Here is a 22,528-nt window from a genome sequence, read left to right as displayed (position 1 = left end):
TCCACCCTGTCACGCTGCGAGCGCACAGATTCTGTCATAAATCCGACATTTTTGGCTGTTCACCGCCTGTTTGAGCCGGGCCAAGGCATGGCAGCGGCGTGACGCTGTATCGCCTCGATCTCAGGGTGATAGTGATCTTCGTCGCCCGGATGCTGGTCTCCTTGATGCAAAATGACCGGAGCGTGCAGTCTGAACGCGGCTCGCCCTGCCTTTCTGGCGCGCAAAATCAGCAATTCGGCAGACCGACCTTCGCGAGGTGCCAGCGGCAGAATCTCAACCGATCCCAGACGCCCCGAACAGGCCGTCAGCATGTCGGGCAAACGGTCGGCGCGCTGTATCATGTGAAGATAGCCGCGCGGTGCAAGACGCCGGGCTGCCACGTCAATCCAGATGGACAGGGGCGTTTGTTCCCCCAACGCGATCCGCCGCCCTTCGTCCGGAGACTGGCTGTGCGCGCCATGTTGGTAATATGGCGGATTGGCGATGACGTGGTCGAATTGCCGCTGTTTCAGTTCAGCCGGCAAGGCGGAAAGATCGGCCTGAACAACATCAAGCGCCTGGCTGTTTTCCGATGCGTTTCTGCGCGCCAGTTCCGCGTAGGCGGGTTGCAGTTCGATCCCGGTCAGCGCCAGTCCCGGCACCCGGGCGGACAAGCAAAGGATCGCAGCCCCAGCGCCACATCCCAGTTCAAGCACCGATTGTCCGGCAGAGGCCGGAACAGAAGCCGCAAGATACACAGGATCAACGCCCGCGCGATATCCGTTTCTGGGCTGCCACAACCTGATCCGACCACCCAGAAAGTCGTTTCGGGTCAGGTCGTTTTCGGAAAAGCCACTCATCTCCCCAAGGGAATTTCGTTGTCGCGCATCACCCGTGCGGCCCGGTCGAAATCATCAACGCGCACCATCAGGCGGCGCGGAAAGATTCCTATGCCGCCTTCTAGGACGCTCATATTTACGTCCATCTCAAAGCAGTCTATATCCTCGCCCTGAAGAAGAGCGGAAGCAAAGGCCATGATGGTCGGATCGGTGCTGCGCAGAAGTTCTTTCATGGGGATGGATGTAAGGGCAAGGTGGGGCGAAAGTCGAGCCTTGTAGCAGGAGTTTGATGAGCGTCGGCACAATCTCAAAACCGCATGAGCGTCTGGCGGAGATTCTGACCGCCGACATGGCGGACGTAAACGAACTGATCCGCACCCGGATGGCATCGGAGCACGCGCCGCGAATCCCCGAGGTGACGGCGCATCTGGTCGAAGCGGGCGGCAAACGCCTGCGACCAATGCTAACGCTGGCTGCGGCGCGGCTGTTCGGCTATTCCGGCGCGCATCATGTGCGGTTGGCCGCGACGGTCGAATTCATCCACACCGCCACCTTGCTGCATGACGACGTTGTGGACGAAAGCGCACAGCGGCGCGGACGGCCCACGGCAAACCTGTTGTGGGACAACAAGTCCAGCGTTCTGGTGGGCGATTACCTGTTTTCACGCAGCTTCCAACTGATGGTGGAAACCGGATCACTGCGGGTTCTGGATATCCTTGCCAATGCCTCGGCCACGATTGCCGAGGGCGAGGTGTTGCAGATGACGGCAGCGACCGATCTGGGCACCGACGAGTCGGTGTATCTGAAAGTGGTGCGCGGCAAGACGGCGGCACTGTTTTCGGCAGCAACCGAAGTGGGCGGTGTGATTGCGGGCGCATCCGAGGAACAGGTCAAGGCGCTGTTTGACTTTGGCGATGCGCTGGGGATCGCGTTTCAGATTGCCGATGACCTGCTGGACTATCAGGGCGACAGCAAAGCGACTGGCAAAAATGTCGGCGACGATTTCCGCGAGCGCAAGTTGACCCTGCCAGTGATCAAAGCGGTTGCGCAGGCCACCACCGAAGAGCGCGCATTCTGGCAGCGCACGATCGAAAAAGGCCGTCAGGAAGACGGCGATCTGGATCACGCTCTTGGGCTGATGAACAAATATGGCACGTTCGATGCGACCCGCGCGGATGCATTTGGCTGGGCAGCCAAAGCCAAAGCGGCGCTGGACCAGTTACCGGATCACGAAATCCGCGACCTGCTGCGCGATCTGGCCGATTACGTGGTGTCGCGGCTCAATTGAGTTGCGTCGCATGGCACCACCAGTCGGGGTGCTCAGCGCCGATCTCATAAGCCGCGAAATGCGCCGCTTTCATTGTCGGATAAAGCGCGAAACAGGTTGAACCTGACCCTGACATGCGCGCCATCAGGGCATCCCGAGACGATCGCAGATCGTCCAACGCGCGCTCGATCTGGGGCGCCAGTCCAATGGCAGGATCTTCCAGATCGTTACGTTGCCCTCGCAGCCATATGGCGCAATCCTCAGGCGTATCAAACTCTGGAATTTCGGAGGGCATCGGTGAGTTATCACGCCGCGCCAAGGCCTTAAAAACCGGGCCGGTTGGAACCGGAATGCCCGGATTGACCAGAACCGCAGGCAGGTTTGGCAGTGTGACAGGTGAAACCCTGTCGCCAATACCCTGCATCCGCACCGCTGTGGCCGTCATACAGACAGGAACATCAGCCCCCAGAGACAGCGGGAGGTGTTGTGGAACCTTTGCACCCTGTCCGGCAAACGTACGAAGGGCCGCCGCTGCATCCGAAGACCCACCGCCAATCCCCGCGCCGTGGGGTAGAACTTTGTTCAGATGAATTTGCCCTGTCCAGCCAACTGCCTGCGCTGCTTTCCAGACCAGATTGCGGCTGTCCGCTGGAACTCCTTCGGCATGTTCTCCGGCAACGGTAAGCGATAGATCAGCGCCGGGCGTAAAGGTCAGATGATCCCCTACATCGGCAAACACCACCAGTGAGTCCAGCAGGTGATAGCCATCATCACGCTGGCCGGTCACATGCAGGGTCAAATTGATCTTGGCGGGCGCGAATGCCTCAACCTTCATTGGCGACTTTCAGGGGGTCTGCGCCTTCTTCCTCCAGCACCGCGTCCAGACCAATTTCCAGCTTGCGGCGGATGCGGTCGGGGTCGGCCTCTCCGTCCGTGTCTTCCGGATCGATAAAGGACAACGCGCGCTTCCACTGGAACTCGGCCTCACGCGCGCGGCCAACCGCCCAGTACACGTCGCCCAGATGATCGTTCACAACCGGATCGACCGGCATCAACTCGACCGCCCGTTCCATGTGATCCACGGCATCTTCATAACGGCCCAGACGGAACAGGACCCAGCCGAGGCTGTCCACGATGTAGCCGCTGTCGGGCCGGACGGCCACGGCGCGCTCGATCATGTCCAGCGCCTCGTCCAGCTTTTCCTGCCGTTCGACCAGCGAGTAGCCGAGATAGTTCAGAACCTGCGGCTGGTCCGGGTTCAGCTCCAGAGCCTTGCGAAAATCCGCTTCGGCCTTGTCCCAATGCTTGAGCCGTTCATGGGATATCCCGCGCGCATAATACAGAAACCAGTTGCGGCCCGAAGTGTCCGCGGACAGATCAAGGGCCTTGTCGTAAGAGGCCACGGCGTCGGCATAGTTCTCCTGCTGTCTTTGCAGATCGCCCAACGCGCTGTGAACGCCCGGCAGGGCCGGATGTTGCAGTGCCAGATTTTGCAGCACTTCGACGGCGGCGTCCGATTTGTCAGCCCGGCGCAGGGCGTCGGCGCGGCCCAGTTCAGCCGCATGGTAGTCCGTGCTGTCCGGCGGCACCATGCGATAGGTCGCAACCGCCAGATCGTATTGGTTCAGCTCATCCAGCTTTTCGGCGCTGAGCAGCAAAGCGTCGATATGATCCGGCCGCAGATATCCTGCGATGCGGGAATAGAGCAGAACATAGTCGTCAGCCGCTTCGCTGTTGAGAGCGGCACCGACAGTAAAGAACACCTCGGCAATTCCGTCCTGCGCCGTGCGAACATGCGTGAAGGGCAACGTTTCGCCTGCCTTCAGACGATCGATGACATCACTGACTGACGGATCAGTACCACCTGCGAAGACGTCCGACAGGAACGCAAGCGCGTCCTCATTGCGATCCAGTTGCGACAAAATCTCGACCCGGGCCAGCGCGGCGCGGCGTGAGATGCGCGAAACCACCCCGTCTTCGGCCGAAAAAACCGCCTCGGCCCCTTCAAAATCGCCGACAGAAGCCAGTGCCATTGCCTTGTGGTACAGCGCAAACTCGCGCAGACCATCCTGCCCGGCAACCGTGTCGAACTGTTCCAGGGCCTTCGACATTGCCCCGTTTCCGATATGCGCCCAGGCAATCATCAAACCGTCGACAAGTGGACCGACACCCTCCGTTTCCGGATCCTGCGCCAGCAGTTCGTCATACTTGCCTTCGGAAACCAGACTGGCAGCGATGGTCATGCTGGCGGCCTGGCTGCGTAACTGCTGATCTGCCATGGCTTGGGCAATCGGCAACGCGCGTTCAACTTCACCCAATGCCAGACGGGCAAGAAGGACGCTTTCCAGCAGTTGAGTGTTCTTCGGGTCGAAATTCAGCGCGCGGGCATAGTATCTGGCCGCAGCAGCATAGTCGCTTTCGTAAATAGCCTGACGCCCGGCCAGATAAGAGCCCGCGCCGGTGTCTGCCAAAACCAGAACCGGAAGCGCAGAAGCGGTAGCAAACACGGCAAACGCCGCGCGACGAACCAGAGAAAACACCGAAATCCTGCCTTATTGTCGTTGTCTGACGAATAAGCTAGGGCCTGCGGAACAAAGAGGCAATGGCAGAGCTTTCACGTCCCCGCCATCACCCGATTTTTGCTTACATGTTCGGATAGTTCGGACCGTCCCCACCCTGCGGTGTGGTCCAGGTGATATTCTGGCTGGGGTCCTTGATGTCACATGTCTTGCAGTGAACACAGTTCTGGAAGTTGATCACGAATCGCGGACCGTTCTCATCTTCGACCATTTCATAGACACCCGCCGGGCAGTAACGCTGTGCGGGTTCGTCGAATTTTGGCAGGTTGACCTTAACCGGGATTTCGGGATCCGCCAGGCGCAGGTGGCAGGGCTGGCTTTCCTCGTGGTTGGTTGCGGCAAAGGACACGTTGGTCAAACGGTCAAAAGACAGCGTGCCATCGGGTTTCGGATAGTCGATGGGCTTGTGCTTGCTGGCATCTTCGGTCGATTCCGCATCATTCTTGCCATGGCCCAACGTACCAAACAGCGAGAACCCAAATGTGTTGGTCCACATGTCCAGACCGCCAAACACCAACGAGGCCGTCAGGCCCCACTTGGACCACATCGGCTTGACGTTGCGCACTTTCTTGAGGTCGCTGCCGATCGCGCCATTGCGGACTTCGGTCTCATAATCGGTCAGCTCATCACCCGAACGCTCGGCCTTGATGGCGTCATACGCGGCCTCGGCTGCGGCTTTGCCCGACAGCATGGCGTTGTGGTTGCCCTTGATGCGCGGGACGTTGACCATGCCCGCCGAACAACCCAGCAGCGCCACACCCGGCGCGACCAGCTTCGGCATCGACTGATAGCCGCCCTCGGTGATTGCGCGGGCACCATAAGCCACGCGCTTGCCGCCTTTCAGCAGCTCGGCCACCATCGGGTGATGCTTGAAGCGCTGGAATTCCATGTAGGGATACAGATGTGGGTTCTTGTAGTTCAGGTGAACCACAAAACCGACATAAACCTGATTGTTCTCAAGGTGATAGATGAACGATCCACCACCGGCATTACCGCCCAGCGGCCAGCCCATGGTGTGCGTGACTGAACCTTCCTTGTGCTTGGCGGGGTCGATCTCCCAGATCTCTTTCATGCCGACACCGTATTTCTGCGGTTCTTTGCCAGCAGACAGGTCGTACTTGGCGATGACTTCCTTGGACAGCGAACCACGCACGCCTTCCGACAGGAACACATACTTGCCGTGCAGCTCCATGCCCGGCTCGGTGTTCGGACCGTACGAGCCGTCTGCTTCCAGACCAAAGACGCCGGCCACAACGCCTTTAACCTCGCCGTTTTCGCCATAAACCACTTCGGAACAGGCCATGCCGGGGAAGATTTCAACGCCCAGTTCTTCTGCCTGCTCCGCCATCCAGCGGCAGACGTTGCCCATCGAGACGATGTAGTTGCCGTGGTTGTTCATCAGCGGCGGCATCGGGAAATTGGGGATGCGGATCTGACCCGCTTCGCCCAGCATGTAGAAGTTGTCCTCGTTTACCGGCACGTTCAGCGGTGCGCCCTTTTCCTTCCAGTCCGGGATCAGCGCGTCCAGACCGCAGGGATCAAGAACCGCACCCGACAGGATATGCGCGCCAACTTCGGACCCTTTTTCCAGCACAACAACGTTCAGGTCGGCATCCAGCTGTTTCAGACGGATGGCCGCCGACAGGCCCGCGGGGCCTGCGCCCACGATAACCACATCGTATTCCATCGCTTCGCGTTCAATCTCGGCCATCGCGGGCTCCTTAGCTAACTTTCCGAATTGGCGCTTTCACCGCATGGTTGGCGCAATTTTGTTTCACGGGTGATTACCCGTTGTGAAAGTGTCTGGTCAATCGAAACACGGCGTAAAACTGCCGCAATGCGGCATATCAATCCTCTGGCGCGTCACCCATCAGGTATCTGGGACCGCTACCATGCGTTTTTGCACGGTCATCGGGGTTGTAGAGGGCACATTTGGGCAGACTGAGGCACCCGCAGCCGATGCATCCATCCAGATTGTCGCGCAACCGAAGCAGAGTATCGATTCGCTGGTCCAGATGCGCACGTAGCCTGACGCTGATGTCTTTCCAGTCCTGCGGGGTGGGGGTGCGATTGCCCGGCAGACCCGACAATACCTCTCGGATTTCGGGCAGGGTCAGGCCGAATTGCTGTGCGATCATCACAAAGCTCAGGCGCCGGATATCGGCGCGCTGATACCGCCGCTGCCCGCCAGCGTTACGCCAGGGCGCAATCAGGCCCTGCGCCTCATAGTACCGGATGGCTGAGACCGCCAACCCAGTCCGCCGGGCCAAAGCCCCGATTGCCAGTCCTTCAGAAACAGCCATGCGACCTCCACAAATATCTTGACCTAAAGTTAGGTTTAGAAATTACGGTGAGTCGGGACAAGTCTGAAACGGAAAGGATGACCACATGATGGCGACACTTGAACACACCAATTTCACCGTGCGCGATCCAAAGGCCACAGCTGAGTGGATGCAGGATGTATTCGGTTGGAAAACCCGGTGGGAAGGCCCGGCGATTGCGGGCGGATACACCGTGCACGTGGGCAGTGCGCACACGTATCTGGCGCTTTATGCCCCCGGCGACCCGAAACCTTCGGGTGAGAGTAGCTATGACATAGTTGGTGGACTGAACCATGTGGGTGTGCTGGTCGATGACATCGACGCGACCGAGGCCAAAGTGCGGGCCGCCGGGTTCAAGCCGCACAATCACGCCGACTACGAACCGGGGCGGCGATTCTATTTCGACGACGACAATGGCATCGAATTCGAGGTTGTTGCCTATGATTAGGCTGTAATCCGCGTCAGTTATCACTGACCTCTTGCAATTTGCGCGCCATTTGGGTCAGGTATTCAGCGACCCAATCTGTCGCCCCGACGCTTTCGTGCGGCGGGGCGACACAATTTTTGCGTGGACGAAGAAAAAATGGAAAAGATCCCCATGACGCCTGCGGGCTTTGCCGCGCTTGAGGCAGAGCTGAAGACCCTCAAATCCGAAGAGCGCCCGGCCATCATCAAGGCCATCGCCGAAGCACGCGAACATGGCGACCTTTCGGAAAACGCCGAATACCATTCGGCCCGCGAAAAGCAGTCCTTTATCGAAGGCCGCATCAAGGAACTTGAGGGGACCCTGTCGCTGGCCGACGTGATCGACCCCAAGAAACTGTCTGGCGCGATCAAGTTCGGCGCCCGGGTCACGCTGGTCGACGAGGATACCGACGAAGAAAAAACCTGGCAGATCGTGGGTGAACACGAAGCAAACATCGAAAACGGTCTGCTGAACATCAAGTCACCGATCGCCCGCGCCCTGATCGGCAAAGATGAGGGCGACAGCGTCGAGGTACGTACACCGGGCGGTATGCGGTCTTACGAAGTTTTGAATATCCAGTACTCCTGACGGAGCAGTTATCATGTCCGGGCCCAACTCAGACCGGGAATCCGAGCGACCGACATCTCTGGGCATCTATGATCGGCCCGGCAACCCGTCCATCACGGGGATTGAGATTGCGGCCGTTGCACTCAGCCTGATCTGGCTGGTGGTTTCCGTAATTTTTCTGGTATTGCCGGGCGAAACCCGGAGCGGCGGGTTTATCGTCGCACTTCTGGCTGTCTTCATGCCGGTTGCCATGATCTGGGTTGCCGCGCTGGCGATGCGTGCCAGCCGGGTCATGCGCGAAGAAAGCGAGCGGCTGCAAACAGCAATCGACGCCATCCGGCAGGCCTATGTCATCCAACAGCAAAAAGCGGCCAGCGCCTATGAACCGGCCGTCAACCAGAAGCTGGATGAAATTGCGGAAGCAACCAAAAAAACCGAAGAAGCGCTGGTCACCTTTTCGTCTAAACGGCACGAGCCCACACGGGCCACACAGCCCCCGGGCCTACCGTCGCAGGACGACCAGACATCGCTGGAGCTTGGCACATCGGCCGAGGAGATAGCGCCGCCGCTGACATCTGAGACGTTCATCCGCGCCTTGAATTTTCCGGAAACGCCCGAAGATAACGAAGGGTTCGCCGCATTGAAGGCAGCCCTGAAGAATCGAAAGACGGCACAGCTTATTCAGGCCGCGCAGGATGTGCTGACACTGCTCAGTCAGGAAGGCATCTATATGGACGATCTGCGCCCTGACATGGCGCGGCCCGAGATCTGGCGTCAGTTTGCGCATGGTGCGCGCGGGCGGGCGGTTGCCTCGCTTGGGGGTATCCGGGACCGCTCGTCGTTGGCGCTGACGGCCGGTCGGATGAAACAGGACCCGATCTTTCGCGATGCGGCGCATCACTTTCTGCGCCGGTTCGACCATATGATCGTCGCGTTTGAACCAGAAGCCAGCGACGCCGAACTGACCGCACTGGGGGAAACACGCACGGCGCGGGCGTTCATGTTGCTGGGCCGCGTGGCGGGGACGTTTGACTGAGGTCGCTATCTGTCACCGGCTTGGCATCGACCGACCAGCTCATCCGGGTCGCCTTGCTGAAACCGAAGATGTATTTGAACGGTCCGGTCGTTTCTTCGCCTTTGGGTAAGAACCCTTCACGTTCGTACAGGGCACGGGCGCGAGGATTGGTGTCGATCACGTCAAGCTGCACTTCGCGCATTCCCGCACGCCGGGCTTCTTCCTTGATTGCAGCCAGAAGTGCCGTGCCCACACCTTGGCCACGAGCGGCTGCGTCGACGAATATCCCATCCATCTGAAAGACATCCGGCTGAAGTTTGCGTTCCAGTACGCCCAGGATCAGACCCCGCCAAGTGGCCCCGAACCAGCCATAGACACGCGCCAGATCTGTCATGCTCCCTTCAGCCAGCCCACCGGCATCGGTTTTGAACCCGGCCAGACCCAACATTCTGCCATCGGAATTTCGGGCAACCAGGGCAAAGTCCGGGTTCAGCGCCTGCTGGAAAAACTGCAGACCCTTGCTGTCCGGTCCCATGACCCGGTTCAGCTTGGCCGCGAAGGCCTGCCAGAAAAGCGCCGCCGCCTGCGCGCGCTCTTGATCCGAGAAACCGCGTGAGACCGAAACCGTCACAAGCCGAAGCTTCCATAGGGAATGAACCGCACGGGATCATCCGGTGTTATATGGCACTCACCATCCCCGATCTCGACAAGACCTTCGGCCCAACTCAGGCCGCTGATCCGTCCGGACCCTTCTGATCGGAAAACTTCGACCCGACCCTCCCTTACGCGGGCGCGCAAATATTCACGACGGCCCGGCTTCTTGCGCTTTTCAAACGCCGCAGGCAGGTCAAAGCCCTGCGGTACCTGCCAGCCTTCTCCAGCCATCAGCCCAAGGGCGGGGCGGGCGAATATCAGAGTGCAGACCATCGCAGCCACCGGATTTCCCGGCAATCCAAAAACCGGCGTTTGGTTCCAAATACCCAGCGCCAGAGGGCGCCCTGGCTTCAGGGCGATACGCCATTCCTGCATGGCACCGGCCTCGCGCAGCAAGGCCGAAACGTGATCTTCATCTCCTGCAGACGCCCCGCCGCTGGTCAGGATGACATCGGCCTTGCCTGCCGCTTCATCCAGCTTGTCTTTCAGAATGGCCCGATCATCCGCGACCCGGCCGATATCCACCGCCTTGAAACCCAGCCTTTCGATCATCGCCAACAGCATCGGGCGATTGGCATCGTAGATCTGGCCGGGCCCAGCAGCGGCGCCGGGTTCGACCAGTTCATCCCCAGTCGACAGGATGGCCACCCGCAATGGGGTGCGTACAGGTATCTCGGCCACCCCCACAGCGGACAAGAGCGCCAGATCAGCAGGTGTAAGCCTGCGGCCCGCCGTCAACGCGATGTCCCCTGCGGCGACATCTTCGCCCGCACGCCGCGTATTGGCCCCCTGTTTCAGTGGGCCGTGAAAGGCGATGTGGTTGTCCTGAACCGTCACATCCTCTTCCAGAATGACGGTATCCACCCCATCAGGCAGGGCCGCACCGGTCAGAACCCGCAGGGCGTGACCCTTGGGGACAGTGCCGTCATAGGGTATCCCGGCAGCCGAACGCCCTTCGGTCAGCGGCAATACATGCGCGCCTTCGGGCACTGCCCCCGCAAAGCCATACCCGTCGACCGCCGTGTTCGGCTGTGGTGGGTTGGATCGCAGCGCAGTAACATCACCGGCCAGAACGCGGCCTGACGCGTGGGCCAGAGATACCGTCTGAATCCCCGCGATCGGGCGCAATCTGTCCCGCAGCAGGTCCAGAGCCTCGTCAACTGGGGTCCAGTTCACACCTGCCGGTAACGCGAAACAGTCGTTTCTGAGTGGTGGGGGGGAAATATTCGGTTTGTCCTGTGTCACACCCAGTATCCAGCCTTCCTCTGACGCGCTGACATCCAATTGGATCGCCAATTCCTCAACCGGCAAGCGGGCCAGAGTCAAGGCGACCTGTTCTACCTGCCATGCATCCCTGATCCAGTTTGTGGGTTCCTTGCCAAGATTCAGCGAAGGCCAGACCTCGACAAACGCAACAGGTTTATCCAAGGGCTCGAACGGCCAGACGGCCACCTTTCCGTCGAAGCGGCGCCGCAGCCGGGAAAGCACGGGCAATCCCATCATCACCTGACCACCAACAGCCCCGGCGCCCGCCATTTGCCAGCAGGTGAAACTGCCTTTGGCCAGATGTTCAACCGCGCGACGATCCGGGAACGGGTTGCGATAGTCGGATTTGTTACGCGGCAAACCTGTGATGTCGCGTTGCAAGGCGTTCATCCAGAACGGTCCCTTTCCGCCAAATCCACGATTTATCTCACCGGCCAGATCGAAACGGTTGTTCCTGTCGGGCGCGTCTTCGATCCGGGCCTCGAACCATGCCCACATCTCCAAAGGATCGTCCGAACCCGTCAACGCCCGCGCAAAGCCCTGCGGATAGCCGAATGGGAAATCAAAGCCCAGAAACAGGCGGCGGCCCGCAGCCAATTCCGCCGCGATCAACTCAGCCAGCCAGTCCTCGGCCAGTTTCCGGTTGCGCAGATATACCGGCTCTTCCGCCGCGCCATCCCGCGCTACGCAGGCCCAGATTGCATCCTTGCAGGAGCGCGGGCCTGTATCATTTCCACCAGACCAGTCCACCATGGCAAAGGTCTGGAACGGAATCACAAACCGACCTCCCGGAGAATGAAATCCGCGATACCTGCGGTGTCGTTCAGGTCAAAAACCGGGCGATCCAGATTCAATGGCGAGTCACTAGCCACAGCGCGGATCGTATCATCATCGGTCGCGATCAGCGGTTGTCCCGGCTCGGCCCGATGGGTTTCGATCTTTGGGTGGCGCTCGCGTTTGTAACCTTCGATCAACACCAGATCGACGGGCGAGAGACGCCCCAGCAAATCCTTCAGCGCAGGTTCCGGTGCGCCGCGCAATTCCTGCATCAGGGCAATACGGTATTGCGAGGCCAGCAAGACCTCGGCCGCCCCGGCCTGACGATGCCGATAGCTGTCGCGACCCGGCTGATCGACGTCAAAGGAATGATGCGCGTGCTTTATGGTCGAGACGGTGAAACCACGTGCGGTGATTTCCGCCACAAGGCGCTCCATCAACCCTGTCTTGCCGGTATTCTTCCATCCGGTCACACCATAAATTTTCATGCCTTCTCCAGCATCTTGTGCGCCAGTTCCAGATCATCGGGCGTGTTGACGTTGAAGAACGGATCGAACGGGTCCGCCGGAAACAGCGCCTCACGCCCCTCATGCCTGTCGGTCCACAACACGACCTTGCGCAGCCCGTTGTTCAGCGCCGCCCGCAGGTCGTCCCGCAGGGCGACAGGCCAGAGACCGAAGGTCGGATGTCGGTTCACGCGCTTACCTCCACCGGATTTCAGCGCCTCTTCCCCGGTGCGCGGCGTCGTGGCCAGAACCAGCGGATGGGTCTGCCCCTGCGATGCCTGCACCAGCCGTTCGACCAGATCACGCGGAAAGAACGGCGTGTCGGCAGCGGCGGTTACGATGCGGTCGGCCCCCTGCCCGGCAGCCCAATCGAGCCCGGCAAGAACCCCAGCCAGAGGTCCGGCAAAACCTTCGACGGTGTCAGCAAGCACAGGCAGGCCCAGATCCGAAAACCGTTCGGGATCGCCATTGGCATTCAGCGCAAGGCCATCCACTTGCGGTCCCAGACGGTCGATCACATGCGCGAGCAGGCTTTTTTGACCAAGCTGAAGCAAACCCTTGTCACCACCGCCCATTCTGGTGGCAAGCCCGCCTGCAAGGATGACGCCAAGAGTCTGCTGCATTCTCTATCCCCAGATTCAAACCGATAACCGGTCGCCACTTCGCGACGATCCACAATCTAATCAATTCAGTTGAAATGCCGAGGGGTAAAGCTGGTGGAGGACAAACAGCCACATGATCAGTGTCCCGATTGACAGGAAGGATGTAGAGGAAACGATATGGGCTGCGAGCTTGGGTTCCTGCTCATAATGCTTGGCCAGCAGGAATACGTTCTTCGCCGTCGGAACCGCCGAGGAAACGGTAGCCGCGATCGTCCACAACGGATCCAGCCCGATCAGATGGGCGGCCAGCAGCACCAGCCCCGGCGCGACGATCAGCTTTACCACCGTCAAAGACAGGATCATTGGCCCGGTTTGCACGATCGTACGCACGCTGGTGGTAAACCCGATCGCAAACAGCGCCACGGCGGCCAACGCCTGGCTCAGCAGTTCCAGATAGTCCGAAACCGAATCCGAGAACCCTATTCCGGTGAACGAATACGCTACACCCAACAAAGTCGCGGCGATGATCGGGTTTTTGAGAACGTTCAGGAATATCTTGTAAATCGGCGTCTTGGTGCCTGCCTTGTGCCCTGCCGAACTTTCCAGAATGGTTGTCATGACCAAAAGCAAAAGTGCAACGACCAGATTGGCCAATACCGCTGGCAGCGCACCCTTCGCGCCGAAGATCGCGTGCAGAACAGGCAGGGCGACCAGCGCCGTGTTTGAGGCGACAGCGGCGAATGCCGCCACAGTTGCAGCACCGGTCTGCAGATGCACCACGCCCCTCAAACAGAAAAACAAAACGAAGAACAGGGCCAGCAACGTTCCGCCGTAGGAGATGTAGAAGCCGTAGTTGATGAGGTTCTCGAATTTCTCCTGCCCGATCAGATAAAACATGATGGCTGGAATCAGGACGTAAACCGCGAATTGAACCAATGCATCGGCGGTGTTTTCGCTCAGAAGCTTTGTCCACGAAAACACGTAACCCGTCAGGATAACCGCAAATACCGGCGCAATAAGATTGATCAGTTCCATGTCTCTCTCCGGCCGGAGCCTGTTCAATTTCTGTATCTGCGCCTTCCATACTAGGGCACATCTATCAGAATTCGCAGGATTTTCTTGAGACAGCTACCCTGAGGGGCAGAAATCAGGGCAAAGAGCTTTTTCTCTTATTCCGTTTGTCTTCGCTGGGAATGCTCGCCGGATCAACATCCCGAACCAGCCGATCCTCTCCTGACAGGCACACAAATCGCTGTCCGCGCATGCGGCCAATCAGGGTCAGGCCAACCTCGCGCGCGATCTCGACACCCCATGCGGTGAAGCCTGATCGGGACGCCAAGACAGGGATGCCCATCATCGCGGTCTTGATCACCATTTCCGAGGTCAGACGCCCGGTGGTGTAAAGGATCTTGTCCTCCGCCTGTTCACCTTCGGACAGCATCCAGCCAGCGATCTTGTCGACCGCGTTGTGGCGACCGACATCCTCCATATAAACCAGCGGGCGGTTTTCACGGCACAGGACGGTGCCATGAATCGCACCTGCCTCAAGATACAGCGACGGCGTGCGGTTGATTTTGGCCGCTAGGTCATAAAGCCACGAGGTGCGCACCTGTACCTGTGGCAGACGCACGTCTTCGAGCCCCTCCATCATGTCACCGAACACGGTGCCCACGGCGCAGCCACTGGTGCGTGTCTTTTTCCTGAGCTTGTCCTCGTACGAAGTCTCACGTGCGGTACGCACGACGACGGTTTCCAGATCGTCGTCATAATCGACACGCACAATGTCGTCGTCCGCGAGCAACATCCCCTGATTGCGCAGGAACCCAAGTGCCAGATACTCGGGGTAGTCACCAATGGTCATCGCGGTCACGATTTCCTGCGAATTGAGAAATATCGTCAGAGGGCGTTCCTCGACCACCGAGATGTGACTGGCTTGCCCGTTCTGGTCCACGCCTTCGACCGCCCGGGTCAGACGGGCCGCGCCGGGGTCCGGTGCGATGATATATTCCGTCAGGTCTGTTTCCGTGGCCAATTGCAACCCTTTCCCAAGCCCGCTACTGCTGATGCCGACACCATAGGATTTAGCCATGGCATTCACCACATCCAAGTCATACTTCTGGAAGGGTTTTCGGGACGGCTCACCTTTTGTTTTTGTGGCCATTCCCTTTGGCACGCTTTTCGGCGTCTTCGCCACCGAGGCGGGGCTGGATATCGTTCAGACCATGGCCTTTACAGCAACCGTGTTTGCAGGGGCAGCGCAGTTTGCGGCGCTGCAATTGCTGCAGGACGGGGCACCAACGGCAATCGTGCTGGCCTCGGCCTTGGCAGTAAACCTGCGGATGGCGATGTATTCGGCCTCGCTGACGCCGTATCTTGGGGCGGCCCCGATGTGGCAGCGGGCCTTTGCGGCCTATCTGACTGTTGATCAGTCCTATGCCTGCTCGATCGTGCGGTTCGAGAACGAACCTGATCTGACTGTACCGCAGCGGATGGCCTATTTCTTCGGCTCGGTCACGCCGATCACACCGCTGTGGATTTTGTCCACCTATCTGGGTGCGGTTCTTGGCACGCAAATTCCGGAAAGCTGGGCGCTGGATTTTGCCCTGCCCATTACGTTTCTGTCCATGATCGGCCCGATGATGCGGACGATGGCACATGTGGTGGCAGCGCTGGTTGCGATTGTGGTGTCACTGCTGACCGTGGCGATTCCGTTCAATCTGGGCCTGCTGATCGCGGGTTGCGCAGGCATGATGGCCGGAGCGCAGGCAGAAGTGATGCTGGAGCGCAGAAAGGCAAAGGCATGACGCAGATCGACCCCACCACCATGTGGATCATCATTGTCGGGCTGGCCGTTGGCAGCTTTGCATTGCGGTTCGTGTTCATTGGCTTTGTCGGCGACCGCCCGATGCCGCCGTGGCTGTTGCGCCACCTCAGGTACACGGCAGTCGCCATCCTGCCCGCTTTGATCGCACCATTGGTTGTCTGGCCTTCGGCAACCGGTGGGGAAGCCGATGTGCCGCGGATGAGTGCAGCGACGGTCGCGCTGGCAGTGGGGCTGATAACGAAAAACGTTTTGGCGGCGATCTTTTCCGGTGCCGCCACGCTGTACGGGCTGTTGTACCTACTCGGTTGACACCCGGTCCAGCTCGTTCAGTTTGGCGTTGTTCTCTGCCAAACCTTTCTGCAGGTCGGCATCATCGTATTCATAGTAGGTTTCGGTCACTACGCCGGGGATTTGTCCGAACTGGTCCGACAGCTTTTTCGGCTGATACACCACATCTATCTGCTCGAACCCCGGCACCTGTTGCAGAATGCGCGCGGTGTAGTTCGCGCAAAACGCGCCGGGAACCGGCCCGGTCTGCTTTGCCAACTGATAGGCGATTTCGGCCTGTTGCGGCGTTACCTGCAACGTCTGAATGACCGCGTGGTGGGTGGAACGCGCATGGGACGCCCGATACGCCTGTTCAACCGCCGGAGTGATTCCATAAAGCACATCATCCTTGACCGGTACAATGTCTGCCTGAAACGAACCGGCCGGGTCGAAAATCACACGCTCACGCGCATTGATCATCAAAGAGGTGTGTGCGCCCTGCCCTGTACGGTTGTTGATCATCGTATAGAGCGTAAGCGTCGAAGGCCCCGGATCGCGATAGGACCGGGCAACGATCTGTGCCGGATCACCCTCGGGGCGTTTCGATCCCGCGCACCCTGCAACGGTTGCCGCCAGAAGACAGGCAATCAGAATTCTGAGCACAGACACACCCGTTCAGATCAGGAGGTGAACACAGCCATGAAAAGCAGTATGAAAAGGATGACCGCAACGGTCCATGTTGTGAATTTCACAAACCCTTCAAAGGTCTTTGTCTGAACGGTGATGTCCATTTCGCCGTGCTTGTGTTCAGCCATGTCAGAATCTTTCCTATTCGCGTGTTTATTTGGTGGATAATGCAAAAAAATGCGACTGTCACCACGTCATTCGCGCGCAGGCACCATGGATTGCAAAGGTGTACAACCCGGATATCCAAAACCCCAGCGCCAGGGCAGGCCGGTGCAGGGGCCGCCACCAAACCGCACTGCAAGATACATCCCCCCGGCAATCGTCGAATAGGCCGAGCGCACCTGTTCCGGGGTCATCTGGTATCGAATGGCGAAGTCATCGGCGCGTTGGTTACCGTCCTCGATAACACATGCCTTCAGCGCCTCATCCGCAGCCAGACGGGCCTCAAAGCTGTCTTCGGCGGTCGAGGTACCTGCGGCATTGTGATAGGCCCGATCATGGATCACACAACATGCCTCCCATGGGGGTGAGGAGTCGTGCATTTCACCGAATGCGGGGAAGGTATCGGCCACAAGCCGCCAACTGGATGACAGGCCACCAGAACAGCCGTCCGTTTCGAACGGCACAGGTTCACCCGTTTCCAGCACCTCCATCAGGGCGCGGTGGCCGGGCATTTCAACCGTACGCATGAGGTCCTGGCTGGCCACCGGCGTTGCCATTAGCAACAGGCCCAGCACAAGATCACGGGTTTTCATCACGCATCGCCTCGGTATCCACAGACAGACCGAACTCTGTCGCCAGCCACAAAAGCAGGCGTTCCGCCGGGCCCATTTCGGCACGCACTCGCAGAACCTCGTTCGCCATGGCGGGCCTGTCCGTGATCAGGCCGTCCACACCCATCGAGACCATGGCGGACATCTGCAGCGGGTCGTTGATGGTCCAGACGTAAAAGTCCTTTCCCGCGTCCTGAACCGACCGGATCAAACCGGGTGAGGCCATGTTTGCGTTGACAGCGACGAAATCACCGTCAAGCCCCGCCAGATCGCCCACAGCCGTTGCCGCCAGAATCCCGACGCGCCAGTCCGGGCGCAGCGCCCGCATCTTCTGAACCGCCGGATATTTCAGGGACATGATGGCAATGTCTTCTTCCATACCCAGTTGCTCAACAATCTCGGCGACACGATTCTCCAGATCGACGTCGTGGCCATAGTATTTAAGTTCGATAATGACCTTGGCCTTACCTCGCGCAGCAGCCAGAACATCGCGCAGTGTTGGCGTGCGTTCATCTGCGTATTCGGGGCCAAACCAGCTGCCGATGTCGATATCGTCCAGATCAGCCATTGTTGCGTCCCAGATCTTGAGGTTCACCCCCGCCAGCTTCATGAAATCGCTGTCATGGGCCACAACAACAACGCCGTCCGCCGTTTCCTGAACGTCGATCTCGACCCAGTCGGCACCGTCATCAATAGCTTTCAGAACCGATGCCATCGTGTTTTCAGGCCGTAAAGCCGCCGCACCGCGATGCCCGATGACATCGACATTTTCGGCGCCCTGCGATTTGGCCAGCAAGTCCTGACCAATCCAAATGCCTCCAAAGACCGCCACAGCGGCCAGAGCCATCAAGCCAAAGACCCGCCCCCGCAGATTACGGGGTTCAGGATGTGGCGGTTCGGGCGTTTCGATTTCGAAAAACCCATCCAGCAGAACTGCCAACGCCCCCAACGCAATGGCGGCCAGGACCAGCCCCGCAAGCGACCACAGCATGGCCACGATCAAGCTGACGATCAGTGCCAGCCGCAGGTTGGTCCCCTCCTGCAGGGGAACAAGGCCAAAGACCAGACTGGCCAGACCACCGATCGCCGCGGCAATTGCGACGCGGATCAACAGCCAAAGCACCAGTTCTATCTTGAGGCGACCACGCTTGCCCTCCATCCGCCGCGCACTTTCTTCAAACGCATCAGCAGGAGCCACCTGTTCGAACAGGACGAGGTGCAGCGACAAGGCCCAAGCGGAAAGACGGCGGATCAATACCCAGGCTAGAATGGCAATGACACCACCGATCAGCGCAACAGCAATCCAGAAAGACGGAGGATGGAAGGTCAGGTAATAGTTGATGTCGTATTCCGTCAGCGTCCACCACGCAATCAGCGCCGCAACCGCTGCGAAAGGAAGGACCAATAGCAGGACCTTCAGAACAAAGCGCACCGCAAAGCCAAGCAGGTTGGGCAGTCTTGAGACAATCAGACCGATCGCGGAACTTCCCGCGCGCCACGGGTCACGCTCACCCATCCGAAGGGACCCGGCCATGACGGAAAAGACCAGAACCTCGGCCAGCAGAAACAGGCTGAGAACCAGAACGGCCGAAACGAAACCAACCGGCGACAGAATAAAGGCTGCAATGTCCTGATCTGTCAGTGCCGTCTGATCAGACAGCGAAACCGCCAGATTGACCGCGATGGCCACACCCGGCGCGATCAGCGCAATGACCAGCAGGCGCACCGCGATGTAGATCGGAACGAACATGCGCCGACGCGCCCATGCTCCGGCGTAGGCGGTTGTAACGGCTGAAAAATGTGTCACGCGGCAAACTCCTGAACGATGCAATCATTCAAAGCTGCGCAACACTGAATTGCAAGCTAAGAGGTCATTCCTCTTCCAGATCTGCCGCCAGACGGAAGCCGATGCGATTGGCCGGTTTGTCCTCGATCGATTTTGGCAGGGCGCGCAACATCACGTTCAGCTGGCTGACATGCTGGACTAGCTGGGTTTTGCCCCCGGCCCCGTCCGAGCCATAGAATGTCACGATATCCGGATCGAAATACCCCATCCCTTCGATCCGCAGCACACCTGCGTCGCCACCGGTGAACCCCATGGCAACTTCCTGACTGTTGTCGAGCTGCTTTTCAAAGTTCTGGATGTATAGGATCAGACGCTCATAGGCCCATTGCGCCGGACTTTTGGCCTCGACCGGTTTCTGCAGCGTCTTGGGCAGTTCCTTTGTACCCGAGTCCGCCTCGGAGTTCGCGTGGACCTCATAACAGCGCGGAAGCGCCGCGGCCTCGGCAGCTTCGGCTGACGTTTCGATCTTGTCTTCCATCTCTTACCCTTTGCGAAGGTATTGCCACGCCCCGTCCGCGCGCCGCGTCCGGGTTACCGATCCAATGTGGTAGAGATGGTTAAGGTGCGCAACCGCTTCGACCAAAGCAAGGCCATATTCCCCCTCGCCGATCGACCGCTTGAACAGCGGCACAAAACACTCCGCCGCGGTTTTTGGCGTATCGAGGTAGTCAGTCAGCCTTCTGAGAGCGCCATGATGGTTGTCGATCAATTGCCGCATCCGAACCGGCAGGCCGGTAAAGGGCAGTTTGTGACCGCCAAGGGCCAGTTGATCAGGCCGCGCCAGCGGCTCCAGCCGCTCGCAGGCCTCGAGCCATTCGGCGACAGGGTCGGCCATGGGTTCGGTGGCGTACACACCTATGTTGGGGCTGATCGAGCTAAGAATCTGATCGCCTGTGATGACGAGGTTGTCATCGCGGCTCCAGAGTGTCACGTGCTCGGGGGCGTGGCCATTGCCCATGTGAACGTCCCAGTCGCGCCCGCCCATGCGAAACACATCGCCCTGACGGACGCGGGTAAAACCCAGCGGCATGGGGTAAACCATATCGGCAAAATTGAAGGGCCGGTCGGACATCCGCTTTTGCAGCACTTCGGGCGCCATGCCCGCGCTACGGTAGTAATCCAGCGTCTCTTCTGGCCATGTCTCCTGCACGTCAAGCGTCAGCATCCGCGCAAACAACCACGCCGTGCGGCTGGTGATCAGTTCGGCCCCATGTTCGGACTGGAACCAGCCTGCGTTGCCAATGTGATCGGGATGGTGATGGGTCGCCACAACGCGTGTCACCGGCCTGCCCGCCAATGGTCCCGCCATCAGAGTTTCCCAGATGCCCCGCGTCTTTTTCGACGAAAATCCGGTGTCGATCACCGTCCAGCCATCGCCGTCATCCAGTGCGTATACGTTCACATGGTCCAGCGCCATCGGCAGCGGCAGGCGCATCCACAGGACGCCTTCGGCCACTTCGATGGCCTCACCGGGTGCTGGAGGTTCATCCCAAGGGCTTCGCATTACCATAGGCCGCGCGCCATCCATCACGCCACCAACTCGTCTGCGCTGAGCGCATACAGATCAGCCGATCCGGCCTGCGCCCGCACCAGCAGGCCCGCGTGTTCGGGCAACAGCGCGTTGATATAGTAGCGGGCCAGTTTGGCGCGTGGGCCTTCAGGATCAGCCAGCGCCGCTGTCAGGTGATAATGACCGCCCAGAACGCGTGCGAACGCCCGCAGATAAGGCAGCGCTCCGGCAAATCGGTCGTTCATATCGCCCTGCGAGACCAGCCATTCTGTGGCTTCGCGCAGCGATTCCGTTGCCTCCCACACCGGACCGGCCAGATCGGGCAGAACCGCACGGGCGCTTTCAGCCTGATCCTCGATCTCATCCAGCAGGCGCGACGCGGCCTCACCCCCGTCCATCATCTTGCGTGCCACAAGGTCCATGGCCTGTATGCCATTGGTGCCCTCATAAATCGCCGTGACGCGGGCGTCGCGGTAGAATTGCGCGGCACCGGTTTCTTCGATAAAGCCCATGCCGCCATGAACCTGCACACCGGTCTCGGCAACGCGAATGCCGGTTTCGGTGCCGAACGCCTTGTCGATCGGGGTCAGCAATGCCGCGCGCGCGGCCCATTCAGCATCGCCTGTGGCTTTTGCCATGTCGATCGCCACGGCGTTTGCCAGCAGAATTGCACGGGCAGCGAACACATCGGCCCGCATTTCCAATAGCATCCGGCGCACATCAGCGTGGTCGATGATCGTACCATAAGGTGTCTTGCCCTGCTTGCGCTCAAGCGCATAGGCCAGTGCGTGCTGATAGGCCCCTTCGGCAGAGCCAACGCCCTGACCGCCGACGCCGAGACGGGCGTTGTTCATCATGGTGAACATGGCAGCCATGCCGCCGTGTTCCTTGCCGACAAGCCAGCCTTTGGCGCCGTCATACTGCATCACGCAGGTGGGCGAACCGTGCAGGCCCATCTTATGCTCTAGCGAAACCACCTTCAGATCGTTTGCGACACCCGGATTACCTTCTTCGTCGGGGATGTATTTCGGCACCAAAAACAGGGAAATCCCTTTGGTTCCCGGCACCCCATCAGGCAAACGCGCCAACACCAGATGGCACACATTTTCGCAGAAATCGTTGTCACCCCAAGAGATGAATATCTTCTGCCCGGACACCGAATAGGTTCCGTCGCCGTTCGGTTCCGCCCGGGAAGACAAGGCCCCGACATCCGAACCGGCCTGCGGTTCCGTCAGGTTCATGGTGCCGGACCACTCACCCGAAATCAGCTTGGGCAGATAGAGTTGTTTCAACTCATCGCTGGCGTGGTGTTCCAGGGCCTCAATCTGACCCTGACTCATCAGCGGCGCCAGTTGCAGCGACAGGCAGGCTGCGCTCATCATCTCATTCACTGCGGTGGTCACCGTCATCGGCAGGCCCATCCCGCCAAATTCCGGATCGCCGCTGATTCCGATCCAGCCGCCTTCGGCAATCGCTTTCCAGCCGTCCGCATAACCCGGAGACGTGCGCAGCACGCCATTTTCCAGCCGCGCAGGCTCCAAATCGCCGGGGCGTTGCAGCGGGGCCATGATTTCTTCACACATCTTGCCGGCTTCGGTCAGGATGGCGCTGACCACATCGGAACTGGCTTCGGCGAAGCGGTCGGTCGCAGCGACCTGATCGAAACCGACCACATCTGCAAAAAGGAACTCGTAATCAGAGATTGGGGCGCGATACGGCATGGCTTCCCTCGGGGGCTGTCTGGCGTGGTGCACGTGCGGGCTTGGAATTCCCGGCACGCGTC

25 protein-coding genes are annotated in these 22,528 nt (G+C 59.4%); 6 read left to right on the top strand and 19 right to left on the bottom strand.

Annotated features, from left to right (window positions below):
* Positions 1-59: 59 nt before the first annotated feature.
* Together ACR0NW_RS16415 and ACR0NW_RS16410 are read right to left on the bottom strand one after the other, a co-directional pair.
* Positions 60-839: a tRNA1(Val) (adenine(37)-N6)-methyltransferase gene (locus ACR0NW_RS16415; RefSeq protein WP_480451541.1), complete on the bottom strand. Its 780-nt coding sequence runs from the start codon at positions 837-839 to the stop codon at positions 60-62.
* Complete coding sequence (locus ACR0NW_RS16410) at positions 836-1,051, bottom strand: putative signal transducing protein (RefSeq protein ID WP_170654620.1); 216 nt, start codon at positions 1,049-1,051, stop codon at positions 836-838. The genes ACR0NW_RS16415 and ACR0NW_RS16410 overlap by 4 nt, the downstream gene beginning before the upstream one ends.
* 56 nt (positions 1,052-1,107) lie before the next feature.
* Here ACR0NW_RS16410 and ACR0NW_RS16405 point away from each other — a divergent pair, with 56 nt between their 5' ends.
* Entirely contained in the window at positions 1,108-2,106 is a 999-nt protein-coding gene (locus ACR0NW_RS16405; RefSeq protein ID WP_170654618.1) for a polyprenyl synthetase family protein, read from the top strand.
* Here ACR0NW_RS16405 and ACR0NW_RS16400 read toward each other — a convergent pair.
* The 4 genes from ACR0NW_RS16400 to soxR all read right to left on the bottom strand — a co-directional run bounded on the left by ACR0NW_RS16400 (position 2,099) and on the right by soxR (position 6,967).
* A complete protein-coding gene (locus ACR0NW_RS16400) occupies positions 2,099-2,920 on the bottom strand; it encodes a 4-(cytidine 5'-diphospho)-2-C-methyl-D-erythritol kinase (RefSeq protein ID WP_480451543.1) in 822 nt (273 codons plus the stop codon). The genes ACR0NW_RS16405 and ACR0NW_RS16400 overlap by 8 nt on opposite strands.
* Entirely contained in the window at positions 2,910-4,625 is a 1,716-nt protein-coding gene (locus ACR0NW_RS16395; protein ID WP_480451544.1) for a tetratricopeptide repeat protein, read from the bottom strand. The genes ACR0NW_RS16400 and ACR0NW_RS16395 overlap by 11 nt, the downstream gene beginning before the upstream one ends.
* 103 nt (positions 4,626-4,728) lie before the next feature.
* Complete coding sequence (locus ACR0NW_RS16390; RefSeq protein ID WP_480451545.1) at positions 4,729-6,375, bottom strand: electron transfer flavoprotein-ubiquinone oxidoreductase; 1,647 nt, start codon at positions 6,373-6,375, stop codon at positions 4,729-4,731.
* Positions 6,376-6,511: 136 nt separating this feature from the next.
* Positions 6,512-6,967, bottom strand: a complete 456-nt coding sequence (gene soxR / locus ACR0NW_RS16385) for a redox-sensitive transcriptional activator SoxR (protein WP_480451547.1) — start codon at positions 6,965-6,967, stop codon at positions 6,512-6,514.
* Between the two features lie 85 nt (positions 6,968-7,052).
* On the opposite strand from soxR, the gene ACR0NW_RS16380 reads away from it, so the two are divergent.
* From ACR0NW_RS16380 to ACR0NW_RS16370, 3 genes are all read left to right on the top strand, one after another.
* Positions 7,053-7,433 carry a VOC family protein gene (locus ACR0NW_RS16380; RefSeq protein WP_480451549.1) on the top strand — a complete coding sequence of 127 codons (381 nt, stop codon included), beginning with the start codon at positions 7,053-7,055 and terminating at the stop codon, positions 7,431-7,433.
* A 135-nt stretch (positions 7,434-7,568) separates the two neighbouring features.
* On the top strand, positions 7,569-8,039 hold the full coding sequence (greA, locus tag ACR0NW_RS16375) for a transcription elongation factor GreA (protein WP_170654607.1): 471 nt from the start codon (positions 7,569-7,571) through the stop codon (positions 8,037-8,039).
* A 13-nt stretch (positions 8,040-8,052) separates the two neighbouring features.
* On the top strand, positions 8,053-9,054 hold the full coding sequence (locus ACR0NW_RS16370; protein ID WP_480451551.1) for a hypothetical protein: 1,002 nt from the start codon (positions 8,053-8,055) through the stop codon (positions 9,052-9,054).
* On the opposite strand, the gene ACR0NW_RS16365 is transcribed toward ACR0NW_RS16370, so the two are convergent.
* The 6 genes from ACR0NW_RS16365 to ACR0NW_RS16340 all read right to left on the bottom strand — a co-directional run bounded on the left by ACR0NW_RS16365 (position 9,017) and on the right by ACR0NW_RS16340 (position 14,876).
* The gene (locus tag ACR0NW_RS16365; RefSeq protein ID WP_480451552.1) at positions 9,017-9,664 is read right to left on the bottom strand and encodes a GNAT family N-acetyltransferase; all 648 of its coding nucleotides are present in this window, start codon (positions 9,662-9,664) and stop codon (positions 9,017-9,019) included. The two genes, ACR0NW_RS16370 and ACR0NW_RS16365, sit on opposite strands and share 38 nt — an antisense overlap.
* Positions 9,661-11,706, bottom strand: coding sequence for a molybdenum cofactor synthesis domain-containing protein (locus tag ACR0NW_RS16360; RefSeq protein ID WP_480451659.1), 2,046 nt, complete (start codon positions 11,704-11,706; stop codon positions 9,661-9,663). Before ACR0NW_RS16360 ends, ACR0NW_RS16365 begins: the two co-directional genes overlap by 4 nt.
* Before the next feature lie 20 nt (positions 11,707-11,726).
* Entirely contained in the window at positions 11,727-12,218 is a 492-nt protein-coding gene (gene mobB, locus ACR0NW_RS16355; RefSeq protein WP_480451553.1) for a molybdopterin-guanine dinucleotide biosynthesis protein B, read from the bottom strand.
* Positions 12,215-12,859 (bottom strand): molybdenum cofactor guanylyltransferase MobA, encoded by a 645-nt coding sequence (gene mobA / locus ACR0NW_RS16350; RefSeq protein ID WP_480451555.1) that lies wholly within the window; start codon positions 12,857-12,859, stop codon positions 12,215-12,217. Before mobA ends, mobB begins: the two co-directional genes overlap by 4 nt.
* 60 nt (positions 12,860-12,919) lie before the next feature.
* Positions 12,920-13,873, bottom strand: coding sequence for an AEC family transporter (locus ACR0NW_RS16345; protein ID WP_480451556.1), 954 nt, complete (start codon positions 13,871-13,873; stop codon positions 12,920-12,922).
* Between the two features lie 112 nt (positions 13,874-13,985).
* Positions 13,986-14,876 (bottom strand): formate dehydrogenase accessory sulfurtransferase FdhD, encoded by an 891-nt coding sequence (locus ACR0NW_RS16340; RefSeq protein WP_480451661.1) that lies wholly within the window; start codon positions 14,874-14,876, stop codon positions 13,986-13,988.
* Positions 14,877-14,925: 49 nt separating this feature from the next.
* On the opposite strand from ACR0NW_RS16340, the gene ACR0NW_RS16335 reads away from it, so the two are divergent.
* Both ACR0NW_RS16335 and ACR0NW_RS16330 read left to right on the top strand, forming a co-directional pair.
* The gene (locus ACR0NW_RS16335) at positions 14,926-15,642 is read left to right on the top strand and encodes an AzlC family ABC transporter permease (protein ID WP_480451558.1); all 717 of its coding nucleotides are present in this window, start codon (positions 14,926-14,928) and stop codon (positions 15,640-15,642) included.
* Positions 15,639-15,971, top strand: coding sequence for an AzlD domain-containing protein (locus ACR0NW_RS16330; protein ID WP_480451560.1), 333 nt, complete (start codon positions 15,639-15,641; stop codon positions 15,969-15,971). Before ACR0NW_RS16335 ends, ACR0NW_RS16330 begins: the two co-directional genes overlap by 4 nt.
* On the opposite strand, the gene ACR0NW_RS16325 is transcribed toward ACR0NW_RS16330, so the two are convergent.
* The 7 genes from ACR0NW_RS16325 to ACR0NW_RS16295 all read right to left on the bottom strand — a co-directional run bounded on the left by ACR0NW_RS16325 (position 15,960) and on the right by ACR0NW_RS16295 (position 22,466).
* Positions 15,960-16,592: a hypothetical protein gene (locus ACR0NW_RS16325; protein WP_480451561.1), complete on the bottom strand. Its 633-nt coding sequence runs from the start codon at positions 16,590-16,592 to the stop codon at positions 15,960-15,962. The genes ACR0NW_RS16330 and ACR0NW_RS16325 overlap by 12 nt on opposite strands.
* A gap of 17 nt (positions 16,593-16,609) precedes the next feature.
* Positions 16,610-16,744 carry an aa3-type cytochrome c oxidase subunit IV gene (locus ACR0NW_RS16320; protein WP_170654591.1) on the bottom strand — a complete coding sequence of 45 codons (135 nt, stop codon included), beginning with the start codon at positions 16,742-16,744 and terminating at the stop codon, positions 16,610-16,612.
* Between the two features lie 66 nt (positions 16,745-16,810).
* Positions 16,811-17,371 (bottom strand): hypothetical protein, encoded by a 561-nt coding sequence (locus ACR0NW_RS16315; protein ID WP_480451562.1) that lies wholly within the window; start codon positions 17,369-17,371, stop codon positions 16,811-16,813.
* Complete coding sequence (locus ACR0NW_RS16310; protein WP_480451564.1) at positions 17,358-19,196, bottom strand: glycerophosphodiester phosphodiesterase; 1,839 nt, start codon at positions 19,194-19,196, stop codon at positions 17,358-17,360. Before ACR0NW_RS16310 ends, ACR0NW_RS16315 begins: the two co-directional genes overlap by 14 nt.
* Before the next feature lie 64 nt (positions 19,197-19,260).
* Complete coding sequence (locus ACR0NW_RS16305; protein ID WP_480451566.1) at positions 19,261-19,713, bottom strand: DUF6173 family protein; 453 nt, start codon at positions 19,711-19,713, stop codon at positions 19,261-19,263.
* Positions 19,714-19,716: 3 nt separating this feature from the next.
* Positions 19,717-20,763, bottom strand: coding sequence for an MBL fold metallo-hydrolase (locus tag ACR0NW_RS16300; protein ID WP_480451568.1), 1,047 nt, complete (start codon positions 20,761-20,763; stop codon positions 19,717-19,719).
* Positions 20,763-22,466, bottom strand: a complete 1,704-nt coding sequence (locus ACR0NW_RS16295; protein WP_480451569.1) for an acyl-CoA dehydrogenase — start codon at positions 22,464-22,466, stop codon at positions 20,763-20,765. Before ACR0NW_RS16295 ends, ACR0NW_RS16300 begins: the two co-directional genes overlap by 1 nt.
* Between the last annotated feature and the right edge of the window lie 62 nt (positions 22,467-22,528).

This window comes from Ruegeria sp. CF5, from assembly GCF_056537325.1.
The sequence above is the reverse complement of the archived record's forward strand: the minus strand, read 5'-3'. Positions and strand labels throughout refer to the sequence as shown.

Coding starts and splice junctions, on each gene's coding strand:
- mobA (WP_480451555.1), bottom strand. CDS start 12,859: ATGCAGCAGACTCTTGGCGTCATCCTTGCAGGCGGGCTTGCCACCAGA.
- ACR0NW_RS16390 (WP_480451545.1), bottom strand. CDS start 6,375: ATGGCCGAGATTGAACGCGAAGCGATGGAATACGATGTGGTTATCGTG.
- ACR0NW_RS16360 (WP_480451659.1), bottom strand. CDS start 11,706: ATGGTGGACTGGTCTGGTGGAAATGATACAGGCCCGCGCTCCTGCAAG.
- ACR0NW_RS16345 (WP_480451556.1), bottom strand. CDS start 13,873: ATGGAACTGATCAATCTTATTGCGCCGGTATTTGCGGTTATCCTGACG.
- ACR0NW_RS16410 (WP_170654620.1), bottom strand. CDS start 1,051: ATGAAAGAACTTCTGCGCAGCACCGATCCGACCATCATGGCCTTTGCT.
- greA (WP_170654607.1), top strand. CDS start 7,569: ATGGAAAAGATCCCCATGACGCCTGCGGGCTTTGCCGCGCTTGAGGCA.
- ACR0NW_RS16300 (WP_480451568.1), bottom strand. CDS start 20,763: ATGGATGGCGCGCGGCCTATGGTAATGCGAAGCCCTTGGGATGAACCT.
- ACR0NW_RS16380 (WP_480451549.1), top strand. CDS start 7,053: ATGATGGCGACACTTGAACACACCAATTTCACCGTGCGCGATCCAAAG.
- ACR0NW_RS16400 (WP_480451543.1), bottom strand. CDS start 2,920: ATGAAGGTTGAGGCATTCGCGCCCGCCAAGATCAATTTGACCCTGCAT.
- ACR0NW_RS16295 (WP_480451569.1), bottom strand. CDS start 22,466: ATGCCGTATCGCGCCCCAATCTCTGATTACGAGTTCCTTTTTGCAGAT.
- ACR0NW_RS16415 (WP_480451541.1), bottom strand. CDS start 839: ATGAGTGGCTTTTCCGAAAACGACCTGACCCGAAACGACTTTCTGGGT.
- ACR0NW_RS16330 (WP_480451560.1), top strand. CDS start 15,639: ATGACGCAGATCGACCCCACCACCATGTGGATCATCATTGTCGGGCTG.
- ACR0NW_RS16315 (WP_480451562.1), bottom strand. CDS start 17,371: ATGAAAACCCGTGATCTTGTGCTGGGCCTGTTGCTAATGGCAACGCCG.
- ACR0NW_RS16305 (WP_480451566.1), bottom strand. CDS start 19,713: ATGGAAGACAAGATCGAAACGTCAGCCGAAGCTGCCGAGGCCGCGGCG.
- ACR0NW_RS16405 (WP_170654618.1), top strand. CDS start 1,108: ATGAGCGTCGGCACAATCTCAAAACCGCATGAGCGTCTGGCGGAGATT.
- mobB (WP_480451553.1), bottom strand. CDS start 12,218: ATGAAAATTTATGGTGTGACCGGATGGAAGAATACCGGCAAGACAGGG.
- ACR0NW_RS16320 (WP_170654591.1), bottom strand. CDS start 16,744: ATGGCTGAACACAAGCACGGCGAAATGGACATCACCGTTCAGACAAAG.
- soxR (WP_480451547.1), bottom strand. CDS start 6,967: ATGGCTGTTTCTGAAGGACTGGCAATCGGGGCTTTGGCCCGGCGGACT.
- ACR0NW_RS16335 (WP_480451558.1), top strand. CDS start 14,926: ATGGCATTCACCACATCCAAGTCATACTTCTGGAAGGGTTTTCGGGAC.
- ACR0NW_RS16370 (WP_480451551.1), top strand. CDS start 8,053: ATGTCCGGGCCCAACTCAGACCGGGAATCCGAGCGACCGACATCTCTG.